Origin of the sequence: Enterovirga rhinocerotis (assembly GCF_004363955.1) — a bacterium.
GTDB classification, from domain to species: Bacteria; Pseudomonadota; Alphaproteobacteria; order Rhizobiales; family Beijerinckiaceae; genus Enterovirga; species Enterovirga rhinocerotis.
Genome location: NZ_SNZR01000015.1, coordinates 247258 through 272682, shown reverse-complemented (window position 1 = coordinate 272682; position 25425 = coordinate 247258). Strand labels below are relative to the sequence as shown.

Genomic DNA, 25425 nt, shown 5'->3' with positions numbered 1-25425 from the left:
ATGACCATCGCGACCGTCGCCCACATCAATTTCCGAGGCCAGGCGCGCGATGCGCTGTCGTTCTACCGGGACGTGTTCGGCGGAGAGATCGCGATCGTGACCCACGCGCAGGCCTATGGCACGCAGGATCCCGCCGAGGCGGAGCTGGTGAGCTGGGGGCAGGTCAGGTCGGACGCGGGCTTTGCCGTGATGGCATCCGACATCCCGTCGCAGAGGCCGTGGGATGCCGGCGTGATCCCGTATTTCATCTCGGTCCGCAGCGCGGATACGGACGAAATTGCCGGCTATTGGGAGAAGCTCGCCGACGGCGCCACCATCCTCCAGCCGCTCGCCGCTTCGGGATGGGCGAGGTTGTACGGCATGCTCGAAGATCGCTTTGGCATCAGCTGGGTCCTCGACGTTCCGACCCAGCCGGCCGGATAGCGGGCGGTGATCCAACCCATCGCCTTCCGCGACATCCTGGACCTGGAGCGCTGGCTGGAGGCCCATCATTCCGGAGCGGCCGAACTCTGGCTGCGCATCTTCCGCAAGGCGAGCGGGGTCCCCTCGATCGACTGGAACGACTGCGTCCTGGCCTGTCTCGCCTGGGGCTGGATCGACAGCCATAAGCGGGCCTGGGATGACCAATCCTATGTCCAGCGGATCACGCCCCGCCGGCCGAACTCGAACTGGTCGCAGCGCAACATCCGCCTGGCCGAAGAGCTCATCGCCTCGGGGCGCATGCATCCGCCGGGACTGGCCAGGATCGAACACGCCCGCTCGACCGGCCGCTGGCGGAGCTGACGCCCAGATGCGTGGCGTCCGGAGGGTCCGACGCCACGGATCGGTCTTCGCGCGACCGCTCTTGCCGCTCCCGGGCCGCTCTGTAGAGTGACGATCCGCAAGGGAGGCAGAGGGATGACGGACGCGAGCGGCGGAGACGGCAGCGTGAGCGTTCAGGCTCGACGCGTGGCCGCGTTCCGCGCCCTGCACGAGAGCGGCTGCTTCGTCCTGCCCAATCCCTGGGACATCGGAACCGCCCGCTATCTGAGCCATCTCGGCTTTCCGGCCCTCGCGACGACCTCCTCCGGCTTCGCCTTCGGGCGCGGCCTCCCCGATACCGACTGGGCGGTGCCTCGCGACGCGATGCTCGGGCACATCGCCGAGATCGCCGCAGCGACCGACCTGCCGGTGAACGCCGATTTCGAATCCGGCTATGCCCGCGATCCCGAGGGTGTCGCCGAGAGCGTCCGGCTCTGCTGCGGGACGGGAATTGCCGGCCTCTCGATCGAGGATTCGACGGGGGACCCCGCCGCACCGCTCTTCGAGAACGGCCTCGCGACGGATCGCATCCGGGCCGCCCGCGCGGCGATCGACGAGAGCGGCAGCGGCGTCCTTCTCACGGGCCGGGCCGAATGCTTCCTCGTCGGCCATTCCGATCCGCTCACCGAATCGTTGCGTCGCATCCGCGCCTATGCCGAGGCCGGGGCGGAAGTCCTCTACGTCCCTGGGGTCCGCAAGCCCGACGACATCCGGGCGGTCGTCGAGGCCGCCGAAGGCAGGCCCGTGAACCTTCTCGTGAGCGGCGCGGGCGGCCTCTCGGTGGCGGAGGCCGCGGCGCTCGGTATCCGGCGGATCAGCCTCGGCTCGGGCCTTGCGAGGGCCGCCTGGGGCGCCTTCATCCGTGGCGCGACGACCCTCGCGCAGAGCGGCGAATTCGGTGACCTCGCCGGCGCCGTCCCGTTCGACGAGATCAATGGCTTCTTCCGGCGCGACCTCGCCGAACGAAGCGGAGCGAAAGACACTGCATGAATGCGTCCCTCTGGGCGGTCCCGGACCCGATGACGAAGCTTCCCATCGGGCCAGAGGTCGATCCGGCGCCCGCCCGCCGGCCGGAGCCGGGCACCGTGCTCGAAGGCCGCCATGTCGACCTCGTGCCGGTCGATCCCGCCGCCCATGCCGGCCCGCTTTACGCGGCCTCGCACGGGGCGGGGCACGAGGCCCTGTGGCAATATCTCTTCCCGCCGCCCTTCCCCGACGAGGCCTCCTTCCGCGCCTATCTCGATAAGGCCGCCGCGGCCGCCGATCCGTTCATGTTCACGATCCTCGACAAGGCCTCGGGGGACGCTGTCGGCCATGCGACGCTGATGCGGATCGAGCCCGGGCACCGGGTCATCGAAGTCGGCAACATCCTCTACACGCCGCGCCTGCAACGCGGGGTCGGCGCGACCGAGGCGATGTATCTGATGGCGCGCCACGCCTTCGACGAGCTCGGCTACCGCCGCTACGAATGGAAGTGCAACGCGCTGAACGCCCCCTCGCGCCGGGCGGCCCTGCGGCTCGGCTTCACCTATGAGGGCACCTTCCGGCAGCACATGATCGTCAAGGGCCGAAACCGCGACACCGCCTGGTACGCGATGCTCGACCACGATTGGCCGGCGCGGAAGCTCGCCTTCGAGCGCTGGCTCGCTGCGGAGAATTTCGACGAGGAGGGCAAGCAGCGCCTCGCCCTCTCGGCCCTGAACGCGACCTCGATCCCCGGCACGACGCTCCGGCGCGCGAGCCGGGAGGACGTCGCCGCCTTCGACGCCGTGCACCGCGCGGCCTATGTCTGGAACCGGGAGATGCTGGGCATGGAGCCGGTGCCGCTCCTGACGCCGCCCGAGGAGGTCGTCTCGCGCTACGAGACCTGGCTCGCCGAGGACGCCCAGGGCCTCGCCGGCGCCATAGCCCTCGCCCCGCAGCCGGACCACCTCGAGGTCTGGAGCGTCTCGGTCGATCCGGGCCGTCAGAATACCGGCCTCGGCCGCCGCCTCCTCGACGCCGCGGAGGCGCGGGCCCGCATCCTCGGGCTCTCGGAGCTGCGGCTCTTCACCGGCAAGCCGCTGACCAAGAACATCGAATGGTACCACCGGCGCGGCTACGCGACGACGCGGGAGGAAGACCTGCCGGACGGGCGCCGGCTGGTCCACATGACGAAGACGATCTGAGAAACAGACAACACCAGGGAGAGACGCGATGGCAGGACGGCTCGCCGGCAAGACGGCGCTCGTGACGGCGGCGGCCGCCGGGATCGGTCGCGCGATGGCCGAGGCCTTCGTCCGCGAGGGCGCGACGGTCTGGGCGACCGATATCGACCCCGGCAAGCTGGAGGGGATCGGCGCGGCGCAGGCGCGCCGGCTCGACGTGCTGAAGGCGGAGGAGGTCGAGGCGCTGGCACGCGAGACCGGGCCGATCGACATCCTCGCCAACGCCGCCGGCTACGTCCATGCCGGAACGATCTTCGAGACCTCCGACCGCGACTGGGACTTCTCTTTCGACCTGAACGTCAAGTCGATGCACCGGACGATCTCGGCCTGGCTGCCGGGGATGCTGGATCGCGGCGGCGGCTCGATCATCAACATCGCCTCGGGCGCCTCCTCGGTGAAGGCGGCGGCGAACCGCTACGTCTACGGCGCCACCAAGGCCGCGGTGATCGGCCTGACCAAGGCGATGGCGATCGACTTCATCCGCCGCGGCATCCGCTGCAACGCCATCTGCCCCGGAACCGTCGAAAGCCCCTCGCTCGACCAGCGCATCGTCGTCCAGGCGCGCGAGACCGGGAAGAGCGAGGCCGAGACGCGCCAGATGTTCATCGACCGCCAGCCGATGGGCCGCCTCGGCACCCCGCAGGAGATCGCCGCGATGGCCGTCTACCTCGCGGGCGACGAATCCCGCTTCACCACGGGCCAGATCTTCCTCGTCGACGGCGGCTGGGCGATCTGAGCTGAGGCACGAGGTCCCTTCTCCCCTTGCGGGAGAAGGTGGCAGCGCGAAGCGCTGACGGATGAGGGGGGAACACCTCCCGTCGACGGCGAGTCTCCACCCCTCATCCGACCCTCGCTCACGCGAAGGCCACCTTCTCCCGCAAGGGGAGAAGGAAGACGCGACATCCCAAGGAGCACGCGATGAAGATTCTGGTTCTCGGGGCGGCCGGCATGATCGGGCGCAAGCTGGTCGAGCGGATCGTCAAAGATGGCGGCGTCGGCGGCAAGCCCGTCTCCGGGATGCTGCTCTTCGACGTCGTCGCGCCGAAGGCTCCCGCGGATGCCCCCTTCCCCGTCGAGGTGCAGGCGGGCGATCTCGGCGAGCCGGGCCGCTGCGAGGGGCTGGTCGCGGGCCGGCCGGACCTGATCGTCCACCTTGCGGCCATCGTCTCCGGCGAGGCGGAGGCGGATTTCGAGAAAGGCTACCGGGTCAACCTCGATTCCACCCGCAACCTCTTCGAGGCGATCCGGGCCATCGGCGGCGGCTACAAGCCCCGCGTCGTCTTCACCTCCTCGATCGCGGTCTTCGGCCAGCCCTTCCCGAAGGACGGCATCACCGACGAGTTCAACCTGACCCCGCTCACGAGCTACGGCACGCAGAAGGCGATCGGCGAGCTCCTCCTCGCCGATTACTCGCGCCGCGGCTTCCTCGACGGCGTCGGCATCCGCCTGCCGACGATCTGCGTGCGGCCGGGCCTGCCCAACAAGGCCGCATCCGGCTTCTTCTCCGGCATCATCCGCGAGCCGCTGAACGGGAAGGAGGCGATCCTGCCCGTCGCGGAGACGACCCGGCACTGGCACGCCTCGCCCCGCGCGGCGATCGGCTTCCTCCTCCATGCCGCGACCATGGACACCGCCCCGCTCGGCCAGCTCCGCAGCCTGACCATGCCCGGCCTCTCCGTCACGGTCGGCGAGCAGATCGAGGCGCTGCGCCGCGTCGCGGGCGACACGGTCGCCGCCCGCATCCGGCGCGAGCCCGATCCGGTCGTCCAGGGCATCGTCGCGGGCTGGGCCGAGCGCTGCCAGCCGGAGCGCGCGCAAAGCCTCGGCTTCAAGGCCGAGACCTCCTTCGACGAGATCATCCAGGTCTATATCGACGACGAACTCGGCGGCCGCGTACCCGGCTGACGGGGATTGCTGCGAGGGCGCCGTGCACACCCTCCCTCCCCCCTCTGGGGAGGGGGGACTCGGCCATAGGCCGAGCCGGGTGGGGGTGGTGCCGGTTCGCACGGCGGTGCCTTCTGCCGAGGCGCCCCCACCCCGGCTCGAAGCTCCGCTTCGACTCGGCCCTCCCCACAAGGGGGAGGGAAGGTGCGTGCGGTGCCCTCTCGGCAAGGCGAGTACGGTAGCTCCTTTTGCGGGACGGCAGATAACCGGTTCACGCCCGGCTGCTTGACCGCGTCGCCTCGTCGTTGAGGTGGCAGGCGGCGCGCTGGCCTGGGGCCACCTCGCGCAGGGCCGGGCGCTCGATGCGGCAGCGGTCGAAGGCGTGCGGGCAGCGCGGGTGGAAATGGCAACCCGGCGGCGGGGCGAGCGGCGAGGGCAATTCGCCCTTCAGCGCGGAGAAGCGGCGCTTCCGCGCCTCGAGCCGCGGCACCTCGGCGAGGAGCGCCTGGGTATAGGGATGGTTCGGCCGCGCGAAGAGCGCGTCGGTCGTCGCCTCCTCGACGATCCGCCCGAGATACATCACCGCGACCCGGTCCGAGATGTGCTCGACCACGCCGAGATCGTGGCTCACGAAAAGGAGCGTCAGACCGAGGCTCCTTCGGAGTTCGGCGAAGAGGTTCAGGACCTGCGCCTGGATCGAGACGTCGAGCGCGGCCGTCGCCTCGTCGCAGACGAGGATCGTCGGCTTCACCGCGAGCGCCCGCGCGATGCCGATCCGCGCGCGCTGGCCGCCGGAGAATTGATGCGGATAACGGTCGCGCAGGGCCGGATCGAGCCCGACGAGGCGCATCTGCCCGGCGACGTAATCGGCGAGTTCGCCCCGCCCGACGATCCCGTGGACGAGCGGCGCCTCGCCGATGATGTCGCCCGCCCGCATGCGCGGGTTGAGCGAGCCCATCGGGTCCTGGAAGACCATCTGCACGGCGAGATCGGCCCGCCGGCGCGCCTCGCGGCCGAGCCCGGCGCGGTTCGCGCCCTCGATCCGCACGGCGCCTTCGCTCGGCTCCATGATCCCCGAGGCGATGCGGGCGAGGGTCGATTTCCCGCAGCCCGATTCCCCGACGAGGCCCAGCACCTCGCCCGGGGCGACGTCGAGGCTGACGCCGTCGACCGCCCGCACCACCTGCGCCCTGCGGCCGGCGCCGAGGAGGTTCGCGGCCCTCTCGGCGAGGTCGAGCGGCTTCACGAAACGGCGGGAGACGCCGTCGAGCGCGAGGGCGGGCGCGCTCACGCGGCCTCCGGCAGGGCGAGCGGGTGGTGGCAGGCCGCCTCGTGCGCAGGACCATACGATGCGGCCGACGGCATCGTCCGTGCGCAGAGGGCGCTCGCCCGCTCGCAGCGCGGATGGAAGGGGCAGCCCGGCGGCATCTGGGCGAGAGCCGGAGCGTGGCCGCGGATCTGCGCCAGCGGCACGCCGCGGCGGTTGCGGCTCGGCACCGAGCCGATCAGTCCGGCCGTATAGGGATGGACCGGCCGCTCGATCACGGCCGCGACGGGGCCGGTCTCGACGATGCGCCCGCCATACATGACGGCCACCCTGTCGGCGAGGCCGGAGACGACCGAGAGGTCGTGCGTGATCCAGATCAGCGCGGTTCCGGTCTCGGCCTGGAGCGCCTGCATCTCGGCCAGGATCTGAGCCTGGATGGTGACGTCGAGCGCCGTCGTCGGCTCGTCGGCGACGAGGAGGGCGGGCCGGTTCAGGAGGGCCGTCGCGATGGCGACGCGCTGGCGCATCCCGCCGGAGAACTGGTGCGGATAGGCGGCGAGCCGCTCGGCCGCCGAGGGGATGCCGACCCGCTCGAGCGCCGCGAGCGCCCTCCCCCGCGCGACGGCCGGGGCCACGGATTCATGCGCCTCGATGGCCTCGATCATCTGCGTATCGATGCGCAGGACCGGGTGCAGCGTCGACATCGGGTCCTGGAAGATCATCGCGATTCGCGCGCCGCGCAGGCGCCGCATCTCGTGTTCGGAGCGGCCGACGAGGTCTTCGCCCTCGAACAGGATCGAGCCCCCCGCGATCCGGCCCGGCGGGTCGACGAGGCCGAGCAGCGCGAGCCCCGTCACCGACTTGCCGGAGCCGGATTCCCCGACGACGCCGAGCACCTCGCCGCGCCCGACCGACAGCGAGACGCCGTTCACGGCCGCGAGCGGCCCGGCATCGGTGTCGAAGACGACCGTGAGGTCGCGGACCTCGAGGACTGGAGCCATTCCAGATTTGTCCCGCAGGGACGGGGCGCGCGCAAGGGCGAGACGCCGGCGTCTCGCATTTTGGCGGATCGCGACGATCGACCCGATCCGATCGGCGCGACCCTCGCCGCACGAGCGAACGGCTTAGCGAGACGACATCCCTGCGCGTCCCGAGGCTCCGATCGTGGGCTCGGCGGCGAGCCTCGTGCGATGCCGATCGCCAGCCGCCGCCGGGATCGGGAACGATCTCGCGGCCGGCTCGTCCTCCACGTCGATGGGCCTCGCTAGTCCTTCGCTGTCTCCGGCACATAGATCATGCGCCCGTCCGGCAGCCGATACGTGATGCCGGCCCGCACGCCCTTCCCTTCGCCGATCTCGTCGCTGGGCTCGTAGCGGGTCATCTCCTTCCCGTCCTTCACCGTGATGCGCATGTCGGGACGGCCGGGATTCTCGACCAGCACGGCCTTGCTGTCGGAGAAGGGATTGAGCGGGTTCTGCACGATCACGATCATCAACATCGCGATCACGACCAGGAAGATGTCGACGAGGTTCACCACCGACAGCAGCGGATCCTCGCCCTCCTCGTCCAGGAACCTCATGACGCCAGCCCCCGCGTCCGCTCGACCTCGCGCAGATCCTCGAGGAGCCAGCGGCGCCGGATCGTAAGGATGAGGAAGGCGAGCGCGGCCGCGACGAGGGACAGGATCACGGCCGCGAAGGCGACGACGAGGTTGCCGCCGAGCGCCTTCGCATCGTTGTTCGACAGGGCGAGCAGGGCCGGGCCCATCGGGATCATCGTCGCGACGAGGCCGAGCATCGGCGCCGAGCGGGCCACGATGCGCAGCCATTCCAGCCGCCGCATGATGAGGAGTTCGAGGTCGTCGCTCGTCGCGGCGGGATCGCGCGCCCGGGCGAGGAGAGGCGAGCGGTAGGTCCTTCGCGCACGCTGGAGCGCCTCGATCGCGAAGCCGCCCAGAGCCGCGAAGGCATAGGCGAGCGCCACGACGATCAAGACGAGGACGGGCAGCAGGAAGAGCTGCGCGAGGGCGTAGAGCCCGGTTTCGAGAGAGATCATCGGGAAACTCCGAATTCCGATCGCCGGCCGGCGAAGACCTGGCGAAGCGCACCGGACAGGGTGCAGGCGGCCAAAGCGAGCCCCGTCAGGAGACCGGTCCACGGCATCGGGGGCGGCGGGGGCGAGGGCTCGACCTTCTTCATGACGCGGCCGACGACGGTCTCGCCCGCCGGCTCCGCCTGCGCGGCCTCGCCCTGGGGTGCGGCGGGACCGCCCGGACCTGCCGCCGAGCCGGGGCTCGCCAGTCCGAACCCCGCGGCCATCGCCGCCACATGGGCCCGCGTCGCCGGCGCGCCGGCCTCCGCGCCGAGCGCCGCGAGCTGGTTCCAGCGCTCGACGATCTCACGCCGCGTCTCGTCTGACGCGTCCCAATAGCCCTTGCGGATGGCCTCCACCATGCGGTCCAGCATCTGGGCCTGCGCCGTCGGATTGTGCGTCTCGAACCATGCGGCGAGGCCGAGCGCGCGGCTGTCCCGCACGAAGGTGTCGTGCACGGCCTGCCATTGGTCGGCCCGGACCATGGCCGGATCGGCGACCTGCCAGCCGAACAGGTTGTTGACCTGGTTGAGCACCTCCAGCGTGCCGGCATAGCCCTCGCGCTGCATGCCCGCGATCCAGCGCGGATTGAGCGTCCGCGCCCGCATCTCGTCCGCGAGGAAGGAGGCAGCGGGGGCGACGCGCGTCGTCGGCTGTCGCAGATCGGAGACGTAGAGCGCGGGGCTCGCGCCGCCGACACGCCGGACGGCGAGCGAGAGGCCGCCGAGATATTCGAAAGGATGGTCGGTCGACAGGATTCCGTGGAGGCTGGACGAGCGCGACAGGACGGCCCCGTCAGTCCCGCGGAGCTGCTCGGCGAAGAGGTTGGCCGCTCCCGCATCCACGCCCCAATCGCGCGCGCCGTAGCCGAACCGCATGCGGGCGAGGAAGGCGTCGGCGAGCGAGGCGTCCTTCTCCCAGGCCGTCGAATCCAGCACCGCGCCGGGCAGGCCCGTGGCGTAGTCGCCGGGCTCGTTCGAGAAGATCCGGAGGGCCGCGAGGCGCCGCGCCTCGGATTCCGGCCGGCCCGAGGCGACGAGCCGCGTCGTGACGGCGCGCGTATTGGCCGCGACGGGATTGTCCGGCTCGTCGAGCGCGGACAGCCGTTCGATCACCTCGGCGAGCAGCCGCATGAAGCCGTCGAACTGGTCGCGATAGAGGCTCGTCGCCTGGACGACGACGTCGATCCGCGGCCGGCCCAGTTCGGCGGCGGGGACGATGTCGAGCCCGACGAGGCGGCCGCCCGAATTCCAGACCGGCCGCAATCCGAGCGCATGGAGCACCTGTGCCTCGAGGATGCCGAGATGCCGCATCGTCTCGGACGACCACAGGCTGAAGGCGAGCTTCCGCGGCGCCGCCCCCCCATGCGATGCGCGATGCGCCTCGACGAGTTGCGCGAGGGCGACGCCGCCGGCCTCGAAGGCGGCGCGCGTCGGCACCTTGTCGGCTTCGAAGGGGAAGAGGTTGCGCCCGCTCGGGACGGTCGGGTTGCGGATGGGATCGCCGCCGGGGCCGGGCGTGACGAAAGCGCCCGCGAGCCCCTTCAACAGCGCCTCGATCTCCCCCGTCTCGGCGAGATGGCGGTCGAGAGCCGCGGCCCGCTCGACATCCGCCCGCAGGGCCTCATCCGCGATCGCGGAGAGGGGCTTGCCCTCCCGCAGATGCGCCGTGAGGAGATTCAGGGCCGGCGTGTCGCCGAGCCGCTTCGGATCGGCCGCGCGCAGGGCATCCCGGCCTCCGAGCTTGTCGAGGAACGACGGCCCGAGCTGCTGGACGACCGTGAGGAGCCGATCCTCGGGCGAGGCCGGCTCCCCGAACGTGTGCAGGCCATGGGGCATCGCATGGTCCGCGAGACCGTGCAGATGGTCGTGCAGGGCGGCGATGAAGGCGGAGAAATCCGCCTTCATCCGTTCTTCGTCCCATCCCATATCGGCGTGCAGCCGGGCCGCGATCACCGCCTCGCGCAGCCGGGTCGCCGTCGTCTCGCGGGCGGCTCCGTCTTCCATCTGGGCATGGTCGTGGATGAGGGCGTTCAGGTCGCGCAGCTCGTCATAGAGGCCGGCCGGCGCGAAAGGCGGGGTCTGGTGGCTGATCGTGACCGCGCGGCCGCGCCGCTTCGCCTGGACGGCCTCCCCGACATTGTCCTGGATGTAGGGATAGAAGACCGGCAGATCGCCGAGCGTGAGATACGGGAAATCCCGGACCGAGAGCCCGCGATCCTTGCCCGGGAGCCATTCCTGCGTGCCGTGCGTGCCGAAATGGATGAGCGCATCCGCCCCGGAGATCTCGCGGAGATAGAGATACTGCGCGAGATAGAGGTGATCCGGCGGCGCCTTGGCGTCGTGATAATCCTGCCCCGGCCTGCCCGAGCGCGGCATCTGCGGCATGATCTCGAGTTTGCCGAGACGGTGCGTGGGGAGTAGGAAGCCGCGTTCGCCGCCGATCGTCCGGAGCGCGGCATGACTCTCCGGCTCGCCCCAGCGCGCCGTGACGGCGCCGCGGACCTCGTCGGGCAGCGCCCCGAACCAGGCGAGATAGCGCGAGAGAGGCAGCACGGCTGCGCGCCCGCGCGCATGCAGGTCCGCCAGCCCTTCGGGCCTGTACACCGCCGCGAGCAGCGACTGCCCGGCCTCGATGAAGGCCGCTTCGGTGGCGGGGGGCACGTCATATCCCGCGCCGGCGAGGGCCGCGCTCAACCGCGCGAGGCTCCTCGGCAGGTTGAGGTTCGAGGCCGAGAGGTTCTTCTCGCCCGGAGGATAGTTCCAGAAGAGCAGCGCCAACCGCTTCTCGGGCGGCGCCTTGCGGCGGAGGGCGGCGAGCCTCTTCGCCTTGGCGACGAGAGCCGCGATCTGTCCCGGAAGCGGCGCCGGCTCGCCGTTCTCGGTCGCCTCGACGACCATCGGATCGCTCGCGCCCCAGCCTTCCGGCACGGACAGGAACGGCGCGACGAGGGGCTGCGCGATGCCGCTCGTCGCCCGCTCCCAGGCCTCCCGGCCGCCGTCGCGATAGGCGATCGTCTGGAGGATGGGGATGTCGAGGCGTCCGAACTCGGCCGCCCGGGTCGAGCCTCCCTGAAGATGCGTCGCGACGACGAGCAGATCGGCACGGACCCGGCGGACCATCGTCTCAAGCCCGGCAGGATCCTTCGGATCGGGCCAGAAGACGACGGGGACGAGGCCCTCCTCCTCGGCCCGCCCGACGATCGCGTCGATGGTCGCGGTCTCCATCCCCGAGACGATCCCGGGATGGATCACGACGGCGAGGCGCGGCGCGCCCGCCGTCCAGCGCGAGGCGCCCCAGCGCTCGTAGGCCTCGGGATCGGCGAAGGCCGCCGGCGCTTCCGGGTGATGGATGCCGGCCGGCGGCAGCGGCGCGGGGGGCGGGATGGCAGCGGGATCGCCGCGGCCACGGCTCGCCTTGAGGACGGCGAAGAAGGCACGGAGATTGGCGCTCCCCCCGCCGGACCAATAGGCGGCAAGGCGGCGCGCCTCGTCCGGCCGCAGGCCGCCGAATGCCGGGGGACCGCCGCCGACGCGGATCCAGGCAGGCGATCCGGCTCCGGCCAGAGCCGGGCCGATGGCCCGCTCGACGGCGGCGACGTCGACCGGACGCGGCGTGTCGAGAACGAGGAGGTCGGCCGCCTCGACGGCGGCATCCCGGCCGACGGTGCGATGCGTGACCTCGACGCCTTCGGCGGCGCCGATGCGGGCGATCTTGTCGAGTTTCCCGGACAGGACGAAATCCGTCGCGACGACGCGCACCGTCAGGGGCTGCCTGTCGGCCTGCGCCGCGGCGCCTGGGGGCCTGGCGAGAACGGCGAGGGCGAGCAGCAGGGCGACGGCGCCGGGGATGCGTCCCGGCCGCGAGGGATGTGACGGCATCAGAAGCGATGGGTCACGCCGGCATAGACCGCGCGGCCATCGCCCGGCCGCACCTGCGGAGTCGTGCGCGGGACGGCGCGCGGCCCCTGCTGCACGACGGGGATGCCCGGCGTCGCCGAGAACTCGGAGACGTATGGCTCGTCCAGCAGGTTCCGGCCCTCGACGAAGACGGACCACGACTTGTCCGGCGCGGTCCAGCCGGCCTTCGCGCCGAGGAGGGCATAGGCCGGAACGGTGAAGGCCTCCCCGCCCGCGCCATTGAAGGTCGTGCGACGGCTGCTGAGTCCCCGCACGTTCACCGAGACGAAATAGCCAAGCGGATGCCGGTAGCCGATCTCCGCGAAGACCTGATGCCGGGGAATGACCGGAAGACGCCGGTCTCCGAAGAGCGGGTCCTTGTCGAAGGCGAAGTCGTTCACGTTGTAGACCGCGTTCACGAAGACCTTGTCGTCGGGCGTGAAGACGTCGACGAAGGGCACCGCGCCGATCCCGATCTCGATGCCGCGATGGATCGTGCTCTTGGCGTTGAAGGCGACGGTCGTCGCGCAGGACGGATCGATCTCGGTCGCGCAGCGGGTCAGGATCTCCCGGTCGAGATGCATCTCGTAGAAGGTGACGTCGTAGGTGAAGCGCGCCCCGCCGCCCCGCACGCCGACCTCGCCCGTCCAGGCGCTCTGGGCCTGCAGGAGCGGCATCGTCCGGGAGGTTCTCGCCTGCACGCTCATCGCGTCGGACAGATCGGCGCCCGAGGGCACCTCATAGCTTCGGGCGATATTGCCGAAGAGGAAGTGGCCGCTGGTGTGCTCCCAGTTGAAGCCGATCTTCGGGTTCAGCGCCGAGAAGTCCCGATCGTATTCCTGCCGCGCCGCAGACCGTCCGGGCTGCGGACCGCCGGGGGATGTCGGCCCGAGGGCGGGCACGACACCGCCATGATAGTGATCGTCGAGGACACGGGTCGTGTAGACGCCCTGCAGGCCGAGGAATGCCTTCCAGCCCGGCATCACCTCGATCGCCGCCTCGCCGTAGCTCTCGATCAGCCAGGACGAGAAGCCGTTCCTGACGATCTGCCGCCCCTTGTCGCGGCCGTCGTTCCGGTGCTGGTAGCGGTTGAAATCGGCGTCCGTGTAGTTGGCGCGCACCCCTGCCACGATCTCGGTCGGAAGCCCGGCGAGTTCCGTCTTGTGCTCGACGCGGCCCGATACGCCCATGTCCCGCCAGCCGTAATCGATGATGCCGGCGAAGGGCGACGGCAGATGATCGAGGGTGGTGTTGAGAAAGTAGAAGCCGAGCTCGTAGGCGGTGGATCCGTCCCGGATCGTGGTCTTGTTGGCGATGCGCTGGTAGTCGAAGTTGATGCGTTCGTCGAAGAGGTAGGAATTCGCGGGAGCGGTCTTGCGGAGCGAGCGCAGCGAGGCGAGCGGCAGGGGCTCGGCCATGTCCTGGAGCGAGCGGCCGATCCCGAAGAAGGTCCGGTTCTCGACCCCCGGCGCGATCTCGACGCCGACATTCGCCGACAGGCGGTAATTCCGCTCGCGGGTATGCCGCTGGAAGCCGTCGACGCCGAGGCCGTTGGCCTGGACGTACCAGTCGACACCGCCCTTCGCTCCGCCCGTCTCCAGTTGCGATTGCAGCGTGCCGAAGCTGCCGCCCGAGATCGTGACGGCGTTGCCCGGCGCGGTCCGTCCCGTCTTCGAGACGAAATTGAGGGCGCCGCCCGTCGCGATGCTGCCGTAGCGTAGCGAGTTGGCGCCGCGATAGACCTCGATGAAATCGGCCGCGAGCGGGTCGATCAGGGTGTTCGTGAGACCGGCCTCGGTGCGGCCGAGCGGAAAGCCGTCGAGATAACCCCGGATGCCGCGCCCGTTGCGCGAGCCGTCGATCGAGATGTCGCTGCCGCGGATCGAGATGAAGCCGCTCGTGCCCGCGCCCCGCTCGGACATGAAGATGCCGGGCGTTCGCACGAGCGTATCGCCGATATTCGTGCGCCGCCCCGCCTCCGCATTGCGCAGGCCGACCACGGTCTCGGCGCCGGGCCGGCGAAGGAAGCGCGCTGTCTGCTGCGCGAACGGACTTTGGCCCGCGGCTCCCGCCCCCTCTACTGGCGGGGAGCCGGCGCGAGGATCGAGCTGAGCGGAGCCGGATGCTGGCATCGGGACGCGGCGGGCGGACGGCCGGGCCGCAGGGCGCCGGCTCGAGCGTTCGCCTGTAGCCGTCGAGGCAGGATTGGCAGTCCTCGCGGCCCGCGGCGGGGCAACCGAAATGGCTTCGAGCAGCGTACCGACCTCTTGAGAGCGAGCCTCGGTGGCAAATCCCGACACGGTCGCCATCAGCGCTACCGTCACAATTCCCCGAACCACGATCAGACCTCTATGCTATAACATACCATAACCGCTGCACCGGCAGGCTATCGGGCGCGGATTTCGGGCTCGGAAATCCGTGCCCTCCAAAAGCGCCGCCCTGCGGGGATCGGTACTTTATGTTACAACATTACATACCGGATTGTCACCACGAACGGCAAGCCTGCTGCCGGCCATTCATCGAGCCACGTTCGCCGGTGGCTCTTCAGCGACAGCCGTGCGGCCTTGATCAGCGCCGGTTTGACGGTGGTGGGGCAGCGACTCCCATCCGGACGGCGGGGGTCGCGCAACCGCCTCGCAGCGGCGGATGACGATGCCGACATAGAGCGGATCGAGTTCGCCCCGCGGCAGATCCGGCCTGCCTGCTCCGCCGACATCGGCGTCGAGGCAGGGATCGGGACGATCCCGCCGAATGGGTTGATCGCGGAACATCCTCCAGCATCGTCGGCGGCGTGACGTTCGGATGCGAGGGCAGGCCCTCCCGGGGCGTCCGAGCCGATCGAGGACGCGCCCGAAGGTCAGCGCCCGTGCCGGCCGGGCTCAGCCTCCACAGGGTCCAACCGTCAGGCTCTGGGTCCGCGAGCGAAGAACTTCGTTTCGTAGATGCGCCGCGCGTTTGCCATATGCCTGACCGAGAGATCCTCCAGTGCCGCCCTGTCGGCGCGCCGGACGGCCTCGACCATCTCGCCATGCTCGTCGCAGGCGATGCGGAGGGCCTGCTCGTCCGCTACCCCGTAGGCCCGCGCCGGGAAGCTGAGCCAGTCGTGCAGGCGGATCGACTCCGCCAGATACTGGTTCTCGCACAAGCCGTAGAGCAGCCTGTGAAACGTCATGTTGCTGCGATGGATCGCGATCAGGTCCCCCTCCGCGCAGGCGCTCTCATGGCTCGCTCGGGCGGCCTCCAATCCACTGAGCGCCTCCGCTGACGGCGGCAGGGGCATCGCGGCGACGGCCGCCCGGTGCAAGACCGCCCGCATGTCGTAGAGCTGCTTCAGTTCCGCGGCGTCGAAGCGCCTGATCTCGGCTCCGCGATGGCGCGGCTTGATCACGACCCCGAGACGTTCGAGCTCGGTCAGGGCCGCGCGCACCACGTGCCGCTTGGCCCCGTAATCCTCCATCAGGTGATCTTCGATGAGGCGCATCCTGGGCAGGATTCGCCCCCGGATCACATCCGTCTCGATGGCCGCGATGACGACATCGACCGGATGCGGGGCGTCATCCGCTGACATGGCCAAGGAACGCTCCGACATCTCCCTCTCGTCGCTCCCTGCACGGCGAGGCGCGCCGGATTATCGATAGGATCGTCGGAGTTCTTATCGGCATCGACCTGCTGGAGGAAGGGGGCGTTTCTCGCCATACCGCCCCGCTCACGGAGCAGCACATGACCCTCGCGCCGAACACCAGCGCATCGTCCGACGAGATGATCACAAGCATCAATCCTGCCAACGGCTCGGTCGCCGGAACCGTCACGGCGACGAGCCCGGCGGAACTTGACGCTGTCGTCGAGCGCGCCTGGACCGCATTCCGCAATTCGGGCTGGGCGGAATCTCTGCCCCATCGCCGCGCCCTCGTCCTGCAGAAGATCGCCGACGGCCTCCTGGCCGAGAAGGAAACGCTGGCGCGCCTGCAGATGGCCGACAATGGCAAGCCGCTCGGCGAATGCCGCGGCATGGTCGAATCCGCCATCGGCACCTTCCGCTACTACGCCGGCGTCTGCGAGACGCTCGAAACCGACGTGACGCCGAGCCGGGGCGACTACGTCTCCCTCACGGTGCTCGAGCCCTTCGGCGTGGTCGCCTGCATCACGCCGTGGAACTCGCCGATCATGAACGATGCCACCAAGGTGGCGCCCGCGCTCGCGGCCGGCAACGCCGTGATCCTGAAGCCGTCGGAGGATTCGCCCCTTCTGGCCCCCGAACTCGCCCGCATCGCTCTCGCGGCCGGGTTGCCGGAGGGGATGCTGCAGGTCGTGCAGGGCAAGGGGCCGGCCATCGGCTCCGCGCTCGTCGCTCATCCGGGCGTCCGCATGATCTCCTTCACCGGCGGCACCGCAACGGGCCGCGCGATCGGTCGTATCGCGGGCGAGCGGCTCGTGCCTGCCGCCCTCGAGCTCGGCGGCAAGTCTCCGCACGTCGTCTTTGCCGATGCCGACCTCGACCACGCGGTCGCGGCGGTCGTCGCCGGCATCTTCGGCTCGGCCGGTCAATCATGCGTCGCGGGCTCGCGCCTCTTCGTCGAGGCCTCGATCTATGACGAGGTGCTGCAGCGCGTCGTCGACCGGGCCAAGAGCCTCAAGGTCGACGCTCCCGACGCCGCTGGCGTCGAGATGGGGCCGCTCGCCTCGTTCCACCACCGCGAGCGAGTCGCCGCCTTCGTCGACCGCGCCCGCCAGGAAGGCGGACGCATCCTCTGCGGCGGCGAGGCGCCGACGGGCGGCGTGTTCGACGCGGGCGCCTATTACCTGCCGACCGTCATCGACGGGCTCGGCCCCGACGCGGCGAGCTGTCAGGAGGAGGCCTTCGGCCCCGTCCTCGTCGCTCTGCCGTTCCGCGACGAGGCGGACCTGATCTCTCAGGCCAACGGCACCGCCTTCGGCCTCGCCTGCGGCATCTGGTCGGAAAGCTTCAAGCGCTGCTGGCGGATCGGCCGGGCGCTCGAGGCGGGTTCGGTCTGGATCAACACCTACAAGCAATCGGTCACGTCGACGCCCTTCGGCGGATTCAAGAACAGCGGGCTCGGCCGGGAAAAGGGCATCGACGGCCTCCGCCTCTACGCACAGGTGAAGAGCATGTATTTCGGTCTCCACGAGCATCCGCTGGCGGTGGCGAAGTGAGCGCCCCGGTGAAGCGCAGCCCGAAGGCTGCCCAGACGATCGAAGGCGGCCGCTTCATGGTCGTCGGCGGCGCAAGCCTCGTCGGCTCGGCCACCTGCGAGGAATTGCTCGCGAAAGGCGCCGCCGAGGTTCGGCTGTTCGACAACTTCTCCTTCGGATCGGGCGAGGCGATCGCGCATCTGAAGGACGACAAGCGCGTCACGGTCGTCCAGGGCGACATCCTGAAGCTGCACCAGCTGCTCGCGGCGACGGAGGGTCTCGACGGCCTCGTCCATCTCGCCGCCTTCATGACGCTCTCGATGGACCGGGACCCGTGGGCCGGGATCGACGTCAACATGCGCGGGGTCCAGAACGTCCTCGAGGCCTGCCGGGCAAACAAGGTCGCGAAGGTCGTCTTCGCATCCTCCAATGCCGTCTACGGCTACGGCCCGGGCGTGAAGGGCGATCTCGTCGAGGAGACGCCGTTCCATTCGGTCGGCGCCCCGCCGGCGGCGATCCTCTACGGCGCCAGCAAGATCGTCGGCGAGCAGCTCTGCCGCGACGCGCATCGCCGCCACGGCCAGGACTACGTCATCCTGCGCTATTCGACCGTCTACGGTGAGCGTCAGCACTACCGGGCCGCGAACGCCCTCTACATCGTCGAGACCCACGACGCCGTGAAGCGCGGCGAGCGCCCGGTCGTCATCGGGGACGGCTCCGAGACGAAGCACTTCGTCTATGTCGGCGATCTCGCCCGCGCCAACCGCATGGCGCTGGAATCGGACGCGACCGACGTCGCGATCAACACCTCGGGTCCCGAGCCGGTCACGACGCTCGAACTCGTCACGATGGTGGCCGAGATATCGGGCCGGCCCGACCTCACGGCCGAGAAGCGCGAGCCCGATCCGACCAAGGTGCGCCTCACCTCGGGCGGCGCCTTCCGGATCGACCACGCGGCCGCCAAGGACGCCATCGGCTGGCAGCCGGAGGTCGGCATGCGTGAGGGACTCGCGCGCCTCCTCGCCTGGCGCGACCGCGCGGCGGGCTGACGTTCAGACGTCGCCGGCGGGGCCGCCTCGGCCCCGCCGCATCTCGGCTGCGAAGAATCTCCGCGGCCACTCAAGCAATGACAAGTTGGAGTAACTCCCATGTCGATGGGAAGTGAAGCGATCGAACAAGCCACAATGAAGAAGGTGATGCTTCGCATCGTACCGTTCCTCATCGTCTGCTACATCATCTCTTATCTCGACCGCGTGAATGTCGGCTTCGCCGCATTGACCATGAACGCCGACCTCGGCTTCTCCGCAGCGGTCTACGGTTTCGGGGCCGGGGTCTTCTTCCTGACCTATTTCCTGTTCGAAGTGCCGTCGAACCTCATGCTGCACCGCTTCGGTGCCCGGCGCTGGATCGCCCGTATCATGCTCACCTGGGGCATCCTGTCGGGCGCCATGGGCTTCATCCCGCAGATCTCGGCGGCGACCGGCCTGTCCAACGAGAACGTCTTCTACACCATCCGCCTGCTGCTCGGCGCGGCCGAGGCCGGCTTCTTCCCCGGCGTCATCTACTACCTGACGCTCTGGTTCCCCGGCGCCTACCGGGGTCGCGTCGTCGGCTACTTCATGACCGCGCTTCCGCTCGCGAGCGTGATCGGAGCGCCCCTCTCCGGCTGGCTCCTCGGGCTTGACGGCTGGCACGGGCTCCGGGGCTGGCAGTGGATGTTCATCATCGAGGCGATCCCCGCCGTCCTGCTCGCGGCCGTGGTTCTCTTCTACCTCACCGACCGGCCGAACCAGGCCGCCTGGCTGTCGGGGCCCGAACGCCAGTGGCTCGCCGACCGTCTCGCGAGGGAGGAGCGCGATCGCACGGCCGTGGCCCGTCACTCGGTCCTCCAGACGCTGATCAACCCCATCGTTCTCGGCCTCGGCTTCGTCTATTTCGGCGTCGTCGCCATGAACTACACCGTGGGCTTCTTCCTGCCCTCGATCATCCGCGAATTCGGGCTGACGAATCTCCAGACCGGCTTCGTGGCGGCCATTCCGTCCCTCGTCGGCGCGATCAGCATGGTCGTGTGGGGTCGCCGGTCGGATCGGAAGCGCGAGCGGCGCTGGCACCTCGTCTTCCCGGTCGCGGTCGGCGCCGTCAGCTTCGCCGCCGCGGCGGTCATCCAGGATCCGGTGCTCAAGATCCTCTGCTTCTCCATCGCGGCCTTCGGCATCTACGGCTGCCAGCCGGTCTTCTGGGCCCTCCCCGGCAACTTCCTGTCGGGCGCATCGGCCGCCGCCGGCATCGCCATCATCAATTCGCTGGCGAACCTCTCCGGCTTCACCGGTCCCTACGTGATGGGGTGGGTGAAGACGCAGACCGGCAGCTTCACCGGCGGTCTCCTGATCGTCGCGGCGACGGCCGGCCTGGCGACGCTCGTCGCCGCCGTCGTCGGGCGCGGACCGCGTCGGGACGATCGGGACGAGGCGCCCGACGCCGTGCGCGCGCCGGCGGAGTAGCGTCATGCACTGGGAGGTTCTGGCGCTCCGCTACGGCTGGCAGGATCGGAAGGCCGGCAGCAACTTCATCCACGCGCCGGATCCTCACGACGCCCCGATGCCGCTCGACTACTTCGTCTGGCTCGTGCGCTCGGGCGCTCGCCAGATCGTCGTCGACACCGGGTTCAGCCGCGAAACGCTGGACCGCAAGGGACCGGGCGGCGGACGGCACATCTCGCGAACCGTCGACGAGGCGCTCCGGCAAGCCGGCTGCGATCCGGACGCGGTGGACGAGGTGGTCATCACCCACCTGCACTACGACCATGCGGGCAATCTCAATCTCTTCCCCCGAGCCCGCTTCCACCTGCAGGAGCGCGAGATGGCCTTCGCCACCGGCCGCAACATGTGCTTCGGCTGCATGCGCGGGGCCTTCGAAGTGGACGACGTCGTCAGGATGGTCCGCGCGCTCTATGCGGGCCGTGTCGTGTTCCACGACGGCGACCGCGAGATCGCACCGGGCGTCAGCCTCCACCGCGTCGGGGGCCATACGGACGGCCTGCAGATGGTCCGGGTCCAGACCGCGCGCGGCCCGCTCGTCCTCGCGAGCGACGCCAGCCACTTCTACGCCAATCTCGAACGAGAGGAGCCGTTTCCGATCGTCTTCGATCTCGGGGAGATGGCGCGGGGGTGGCGGCGCGCGCGCGAACTCGCCGGGGGTGACGAATCCCTGATCGTCCCCGGACACGATCCGGCGGTCCGACGCCGCTATCCGCCGCTGGCGGGAAGCGACGGCGAGACCGTCATGCTCCACCACACGCCCGTCCACCAGCCTGAAACGTCCCCGAACCCGTTCGGATAGGAGATCGCCATGTCCTCTCGTCACTCACGCCGGGACCTGCTGGCGGCAGGTCTCGCCGGAAGCACTGCTCTCGCGATGCCGGCCTTCGTGCGGGCGCAGGATTCCTGGCCGACACGGCCGATCGAGCTCGTCGTCGGTTTCGCGGCGGGTGGCGGCACCGACACGACCGCTCGGACCGTGGCGCGCTACCTCGAGCGCGAGCTCGGCGGCCAGGTGATCGTGGCCAACCGCCCTGGCGCCTCCGGCGAACTCGCGCTCAACGCCATCTCCAAGGCGGCGCCGGACGGCTACCTGCTCGGTGTCACCAACTATCCGGGGCTCCTCTCGCTCCCGATCGAGCGCAACGTCGGCTACAAGTCGGACAGCTTCCACTATCTCGCCAATCTGGTTTCGGATCCGTCGGCCTTCAGCGTCGCGGCGGACGGCCCGATCAAGTCGATTGCCGACCTCGTCGCCAAGGCCAAGGCAGAACCCGGCAAGGTCACCTTCGGTTCGACCGGCGTCGGCACGGACGAACACCTGGCGCTCTCGCTGTTCGAGCAGCTCGGCAGCCTGAAGCTGAGCCACGTGCCCTACCGGGGCGCGGGGCCGCTCGGCACCGACCTCCTCGGCCGCCACATCGAGGCCGCGGGCCTGAATATCGGCGAGGCGGTCCCGCTCGGCGACAAGATCAAGGTCATCGTCCAGGGGGGTGCCAAACGCTCGCGCTTCGCGCCGGACGCGCCGACCTTCCGGGAGGCCGGCTTCCCGTTCGAGATGCGCTCGGAGCGGGGCATCGTCGCGCCAAAGGGACTGAAGCCCGAGATCGCCAAGCGCCTCAGCGACGCGCTCGCGAAGGTCGCCGCCAATCCGGATTTCGTGCGACAGATCGAAAGCCAGTATACCGAGCTGCTGTACTTGCCGGGCGAGACCTGGGAAGCGCATCTGAAGCGGGAAAACGAAGTGCTCAGCCGACTCTGGAAAGAGCGGCCCTGGTCGGGCAACTGACCGGTCGGGCGAAACAGCCCGACCGAGAGCATGCTGCGGGAAAGTGGGTTCCATCTTCCCGAAAACAGCATGCCGAAAAATGAAGGCAGAGCATGCTGATGTTTCCGTGAAACATCAGCATGCTCTGAAATAAACGCAAAAAAGGGAGGAATATCGGATGCGTCGTCGTACGCTGTTGGGTCTGGCCGGGGGAGCGGCGCTCGCTCCATTGGCCGCACAATTCGCCCGGGCGCAGGCCTACCCGGCCCGAACCGTCAACATCGTGGTGCCGTATCCGGCCGGAGGCGCGACGGACGTCATCGCCAGGCTGATCGCGGATAAGCTTCGCACCACCTGGAACCAGTCGATCGTCGTCGAGAACCGGCCGGGCGCCGGGACGGTGGCGGCGGCGCAGTACGTCGCCCGCGCCGAGCCCGACGGCTACACGCTGTTCGAGACGACGTCGGCCCACACCATCAGCGCGAGCCTCTACAAGAAGCTCACCTACGATCCGATCCGCGACTTCGCGGCCATCACGCTGACGGCCGTCATCCCGCTCGTTCTCGTCACCGCCAAGGACGTGCCGGCGAAGACGGTCGATGAATTCGTCGCCTGGGCGAAGACGCAGACGGGGGTCCTGGTCGCGGCCTCCACAGGCGTCGGCACCGCCCAGCACCTGACGGCCGAACTGTTCAAGGCCCGCACGGGGATTCCGTCCCAGCACGTGCCCTTCAGGGGCGATACGCCGATGATCACCGACCTCCTCGCGGGCCGGGCGCATTTCGCCTTCGCGACCCTGTCGGCCGTGCTTCCCCATATCCAATCGGGCGATCTTCGCGGCATCGCCCTCGCCCATCCGCGGCGTGTCGCGGCCGTCAAGGACATCCCGACCTTCGCGGAGGCCGGCATGCCGGGCTTCGAGGCAGCGACCTGGTTCGGCACCTTCGCCCCCGCGAAACTGCCCGACGAGCTTCGTGCGCGGATCTATCGGGACATTTCGGCCATCGTGGCCGAGCCGGCGATGACGCAGCGTCTCGTCGACATGGGGGCAGACGTCACCAATCTCGCCCCGGCCGATTTCGATGCCTTCATCCAGGCCGAGACGAAACGTTGGGCGGAGGCGGTCCGGATCGCCCGCGTCAGCATCGATTGAGACGAGGGCCGATCATGTCAGATGCAGACACGGCACTCCTCGCCCGCTGCGCCGCCATCGCGGTCAGCTCCTGGTCCGATGCCCTCGACGAGCTCGGCATCGCAGGCGTCGTCAGCGGCATCGCGCAGCGCAGCGGCCAAGGCCGCATGTGCGGCTTCGCGGTGACGGCGCGGCAGGTCGCGGGCGAACTCGGCGCCTTCGACAAGTCGGACTTCGGGGTCGGCAGCCTCGTCGCCGCGACCGGCCCCGGCAACGTCCTCGTGATCGATGTCGGCGGCGAGCCGATCTCGACGCTCGGCGGCCTCGCCTCGCTCGCCTGCACGATGCGGAGCGCGACCGGCGTCGTCATCGACGGCGCGTGCCGGGACGTCGACGAGATCCGCGAGACGGGTCTCTGGCTTGCCAGCCGGCACGTCGCTCCGACGACGGGCAAGCGACGGCTTCGGCTTCAGCCGCTCGGCGGCCAGGTCACGATCGGTGGGATCGACGTGGCCGAAGGCGATCTCGTCGTCGGCGACGACACCGGTATCGTGATCGTCCCCCGGGCGAGCCTCGGCGCGGCTCTCGAGGCCGCCGACCGGATCGTCGCCGTCGATCACGAGGTGGAGCGGCGGATCCGGGCCGGCACCAGCTTCGCGGATGCCGCCGCCGCATCCGGGTACCTACCCGGCCGATGAGTGCCGGATCGTCATCCGCCGGGCGCGTGCTTCAGCTCGCGCCCATCGGCCCACAAGCCGACGCCCCGCTCGCGGCGGAATGCGGCGCCATCCCGCTCTGGACATGCGATCCGGATTGGATCGAGCGGCACGGCCATGAGGTCGAGGTCGTGGCGACCTCCGTGCGGCGCGGCTGCGATGCGGCTCTCGTCGAGCGACTGCCGGCGCTGCGAGCCATCTGCAGTTGGGGGGTCGGGTACGAGACGATCGATGTCGCCGCGGCGGCCGCGCGCGGCATCGCGGTCAGCAATACCCCCGACGTGCTCGATGATTGCGTCGCCGATTTCGCCTGGGGCCTGCTTCTCGCGACGGCGCGCAGGATCGTGGTGGCCGACCGCTATGTCAGGGAGGGACATTGGACCCAGCTCGGCGGGTTCCCGCTCTCGACGCGCGTCTCCGGCAAGCGTTTGGGCATTCTCGGGCTCGGCCGGATCGGGCGCGCCATCGCGCGTCGCGGCAGCGGCTTCGACATGGAGGTGCGCTACCATGGCCGGACGGCCAAGGCCGATGTGCCCTATCTCTACGAACCCACGCTGCGAGACCTCGCCCGGTGGGCCGACATCCTGATCGTGGCGTGTCAGGGCGGGCCGGAGACGAGCCGCCTCGTGGATGCGCCTGTCATGGAGGCGCTCGGCCCAACCGGCATCCTGGTCAACATCGGCCGCGGCTCGGTCGTCGATCAGGACGCGCTGATCCGGGCCCTCGAGGCGGGGCTGCTCGGCGGAGTCGGCCTCGATGTTCTGGAGAACGAACCGGGCGCGCCCGAGGCGCTGCGGCAGAGCGAGCGGGTCGTCCTGACACCCCATGTCGGCAGCGCCACCGCGGATACCCGGGGCGCCATGGAACGGCTCGTCGTCGACAACGTCCGAGCCGCGCTCGCGGGCAAACCTCTGCTGACGCCGGTCCCGGCATAGGCGATCTGCTCGGCTGGCTGGCGGGGATCGTCGGCAGGGCATCGATCATGATGCGCTCAGGTCCCGAGCCTGGCTGGCTCCGCCAGCCTGTGCGGGGAGCGCATCGAGCCAAAGCGGAATGAATGTCCGGAGCGCGAGCACGGGCGGGCTTCGGGAGCGCTCGGGCTTGACGACGATCCCGACCTCTCGCGACGCCTTGGGATCGAGCGCCGCGATGCGGCATCCCGATAATTGCAGGCCGCTGAGAGCCGTCTTGGGCAGGATGGTGACGCCGAACCCGGCAGAGACGAGCGCGACCAGCGCACTGCTCGAAACCAACTCCTGTGTCGGGGACACGGTCAGAGCGGCCTGCGCGAAAAGGCTCTCCAAGCTTTCGCGCAAGTCGACACCGCGGGGATTGAGCAGAAGGGAGCGGCCACGCAGCTCCTCGATCCGCACGCGCTTGCGTGAGGAGGCTCCCTCTCTCGGCAGGACGACGACGAACTCGTCGTCGAACATCCGCTCGAACAGCAATCCATCGAGTTGATCGGGGCGCGACTGGATGCTCATGTCGACGTCGCCCCGTCGCACCATCGCGAGCGCGCTCTTCGAATCCGCGTCGCGCAGGCGGATCTCCACGCCCGGATGCGCCTCCGCGAAGGCCTGCATGATCCCCGGCAGGAGCGTTATGGCCAAAGAGGGCAGGACGGCGACGGTCGCCGAGCCCCGTTGCAGGGCGGCCTCGTCACGCAGGTCCCGGACGACCCGTTGAAGATCGCTGCACACGCGCTGCAGCGACGTCTGGGCGCTGCGTCCCTGCAATGTCAGGTGCACGGACCGCGTCGTGCGGTGCAGCAGGACCACGCCCAGCGCGGCTTCGAGCTGCCTCACGCGTACGCTCAGCGCGGATTGCGAGATGTGCAGCCGCTCGGCCGCAGCGCGAAAGCTGCGCGTCTCGGCGATCGTCAGGAAGGTCACGATCTGCTGAAGGCTGACGCCTCCGAGCTGCTCCGACGTGTCGATTTCGCCCATTGATCGATTTCCAATATCAATTTCGG

22 protein-coding genes are annotated in these 25425 nt (G+C 69.7%); 14 read left to right on the top strand and 8 right to left on the bottom strand.

Features of this window, described 5'->3' with window-relative positions; translation table 11 throughout:
* From EV668_RS20230 to denD, 6 genes are all read left to right on the top strand, one after another.
* A complete protein-coding gene (locus EV668_RS20230) occupies positions 1-423 on the top strand; it encodes a VOC family protein (protein ID WP_133773514.1) in 423 nt (140 codons plus the stop codon).
* A 6-nt stretch (positions 424-429) separates the two neighbouring features.
* Positions 430-783: a YdeI/OmpD-associated family protein gene (locus EV668_RS20225; RefSeq protein ID WP_133773512.1), complete on the top strand. Its 354-nt coding sequence runs from the start codon at positions 430-432 to the stop codon at positions 781-783.
* 114 nt (positions 784-897) lie between these two features.
* On the top strand, positions 898-1791 hold the full coding sequence (locus tag EV668_RS20220; RefSeq protein WP_133773510.1) for an isocitrate lyase/PEP mutase family protein: 894 nt from the start codon (positions 898-900) through the stop codon (positions 1789-1791).
* A 29-nt stretch (positions 1792-1820) separates the two neighbouring features.
* Positions 1821-2969, top strand: a complete 1149-nt coding sequence (locus tag EV668_RS20215; RefSeq protein ID WP_133773508.1) for a GNAT family N-acetyltransferase — start codon at positions 1821-1823, stop codon at positions 2967-2969.
* Positions 2970-2997: 28 nt separating this feature from the next.
* Complete coding sequence (locus tag EV668_RS20210; RefSeq protein WP_133773506.1) at positions 2998-3744, top strand: SDR family oxidoreductase; 747 nt, start codon at positions 2998-3000, stop codon at positions 3742-3744.
* 182 nt (positions 3745-3926) lie between these two features.
* Positions 3927-4913, top strand: a complete 987-nt coding sequence (gene denD / locus EV668_RS20205; RefSeq protein ID WP_133773504.1) for a D-erythronate dehydrogenase — start codon at positions 3927-3929, stop codon at positions 4911-4913.
* A 250-nt stretch (positions 4914-5163) separates the two neighbouring features.
* Here denD and EV668_RS20200 read toward each other — a convergent pair whose 3' ends face one another.
* From EV668_RS20200 to EV668_RS20170, 7 genes are all read right to left on the bottom strand, one after another.
* Positions 5164-6183 carry an ABC transporter ATP-binding protein gene (locus EV668_RS20200; protein ID WP_208111593.1) on the bottom strand — a complete coding sequence of 340 codons (1020 nt, stop codon included), beginning with the start codon at positions 6181-6183 and terminating at the stop codon, positions 5164-5166.
* Positions 6180-7160, bottom strand: a complete 981-nt coding sequence (locus tag EV668_RS20195; protein WP_133773501.1) for an ABC transporter ATP-binding protein — start codon at positions 7158-7160, stop codon at positions 6180-6182. Before EV668_RS20195 ends, EV668_RS20200 begins: the two co-directional genes overlap by 4 nt.
* Before the next feature lie 263 nt (positions 7161-7423).
* Positions 7424-7738 (bottom strand): DUF2149 domain-containing protein, encoded by a 315-nt coding sequence (locus EV668_RS20190; protein WP_133773499.1) that lies wholly within the window; start codon positions 7736-7738, stop codon positions 7424-7426.
* Positions 7735-8214: a MotA/TolQ/ExbB proton channel family protein gene (locus EV668_RS20185; RefSeq protein ID WP_133773497.1), complete on the bottom strand. Its 480-nt coding sequence runs from the start codon at positions 8212-8214 to the stop codon at positions 7735-7737. Before EV668_RS20185 ends, EV668_RS20190 begins: the two co-directional genes overlap by 4 nt.
* Entirely contained in the window at positions 8211-12131 is a 3921-nt protein-coding gene (gene cobN / locus EV668_RS20180; protein ID WP_133773495.1) for a cobaltochelatase subunit CobN, read from the bottom strand. The genes EV668_RS20185 and cobN overlap by 4 nt, the downstream gene beginning before the upstream one ends.
* Positions 12131-14281, bottom strand: coding sequence for a TonB-dependent receptor family protein (locus EV668_RS20175; RefSeq protein ID WP_342636844.1), 2151 nt, complete (start codon positions 14279-14281; stop codon positions 12131-12133). Before EV668_RS20175 ends, cobN begins: the two co-directional genes overlap by 1 nt.
* 770 nt (positions 14282-15051) lie before the next feature.
* Complete coding sequence (locus tag EV668_RS20170; protein ID WP_166652568.1) at positions 15052-15717, bottom strand: GntR family transcriptional regulator; 666 nt, start codon at positions 15715-15717, stop codon at positions 15052-15054.
* 152 nt (positions 15718-15869) lie between these two features.
* Between EV668_RS20170 and EV668_RS20165 the strand changes: the two genes are divergently transcribed.
* The 8 genes from EV668_RS20165 to EV668_RS20130 all read left to right on the top strand — a co-directional run bounded on the left by EV668_RS20165 (position 15870) and on the right by EV668_RS20130 (position 24388).
* A complete protein-coding gene (locus tag EV668_RS20165; RefSeq protein WP_133773490.1) occupies positions 15870-17321 on the top strand; it encodes an aldehyde dehydrogenase in 1452 nt (483 codons plus the stop codon).
* Positions 17318-18349, top strand: a complete 1032-nt coding sequence (locus EV668_RS20160; protein ID WP_208111592.1) for an NAD-dependent epimerase/dehydratase family protein — start codon at positions 17318-17320, stop codon at positions 18347-18349. The genes EV668_RS20165 and EV668_RS20160 overlap by 4 nt, the downstream gene beginning before the upstream one ends.
* A gap of 147 nt (positions 18350-18496) precedes the next feature.
* Positions 18497-19801 (top strand): MFS transporter, encoded by a 1305-nt coding sequence (locus tag EV668_RS20155; protein ID WP_245513328.1) that lies wholly within the window; start codon positions 18497-18499, stop codon positions 19799-19801.
* 4 nt (positions 19802-19805) lie between these two features.
* Positions 19806-20639, top strand: a complete 834-nt coding sequence (locus tag EV668_RS20150) for an N-acyl homoserine lactonase family protein (RefSeq protein ID WP_133773486.1) — start codon at positions 19806-19808, stop codon at positions 20637-20639.
* 9 nt (positions 20640-20648) lie between these two features.
* Positions 20649-21626, top strand: coding sequence for a Bug family tripartite tricarboxylate transporter substrate binding protein (locus tag EV668_RS20145; RefSeq protein ID WP_133773484.1), 978 nt, complete (start codon positions 20649-20651; stop codon positions 21624-21626).
* A gap of 157 nt (positions 21627-21783) precedes the next feature.
* Positions 21784-22758 (top strand): tripartite tricarboxylate transporter substrate binding protein, encoded by a 975-nt coding sequence (locus EV668_RS20140; RefSeq protein ID WP_133773482.1) that lies wholly within the window; start codon positions 21784-21786, stop codon positions 22756-22758.
* A 14-nt stretch (positions 22759-22772) separates the two neighbouring features.
* On the top strand, positions 22773-23435 hold the full coding sequence (locus EV668_RS20135) for an RraA family protein (protein ID WP_133773480.1): 663 nt from the start codon (positions 22773-22775) through the stop codon (positions 23433-23435).
* Positions 23432-24388, top strand: a complete 957-nt coding sequence (locus EV668_RS20130; RefSeq protein WP_133773478.1) for a 2-hydroxyacid dehydrogenase — start codon at positions 23432-23434, stop codon at positions 24386-24388. Before EV668_RS20135 ends, EV668_RS20130 begins: the two co-directional genes overlap by 4 nt.
* A 45-nt stretch (positions 24389-24433) precedes the next feature.
* Here EV668_RS20130 and EV668_RS20125 read toward each other — a convergent pair whose 3' ends face one another.
* On the bottom strand, positions 24434-25399 hold the full coding sequence (locus EV668_RS20125) for a LysR family transcriptional regulator (protein WP_133773476.1): 966 nt from the start codon (positions 25397-25399) through the stop codon (positions 24434-24436).
* Between the last annotated feature and the right edge of the window lie 26 nt (positions 25400-25425).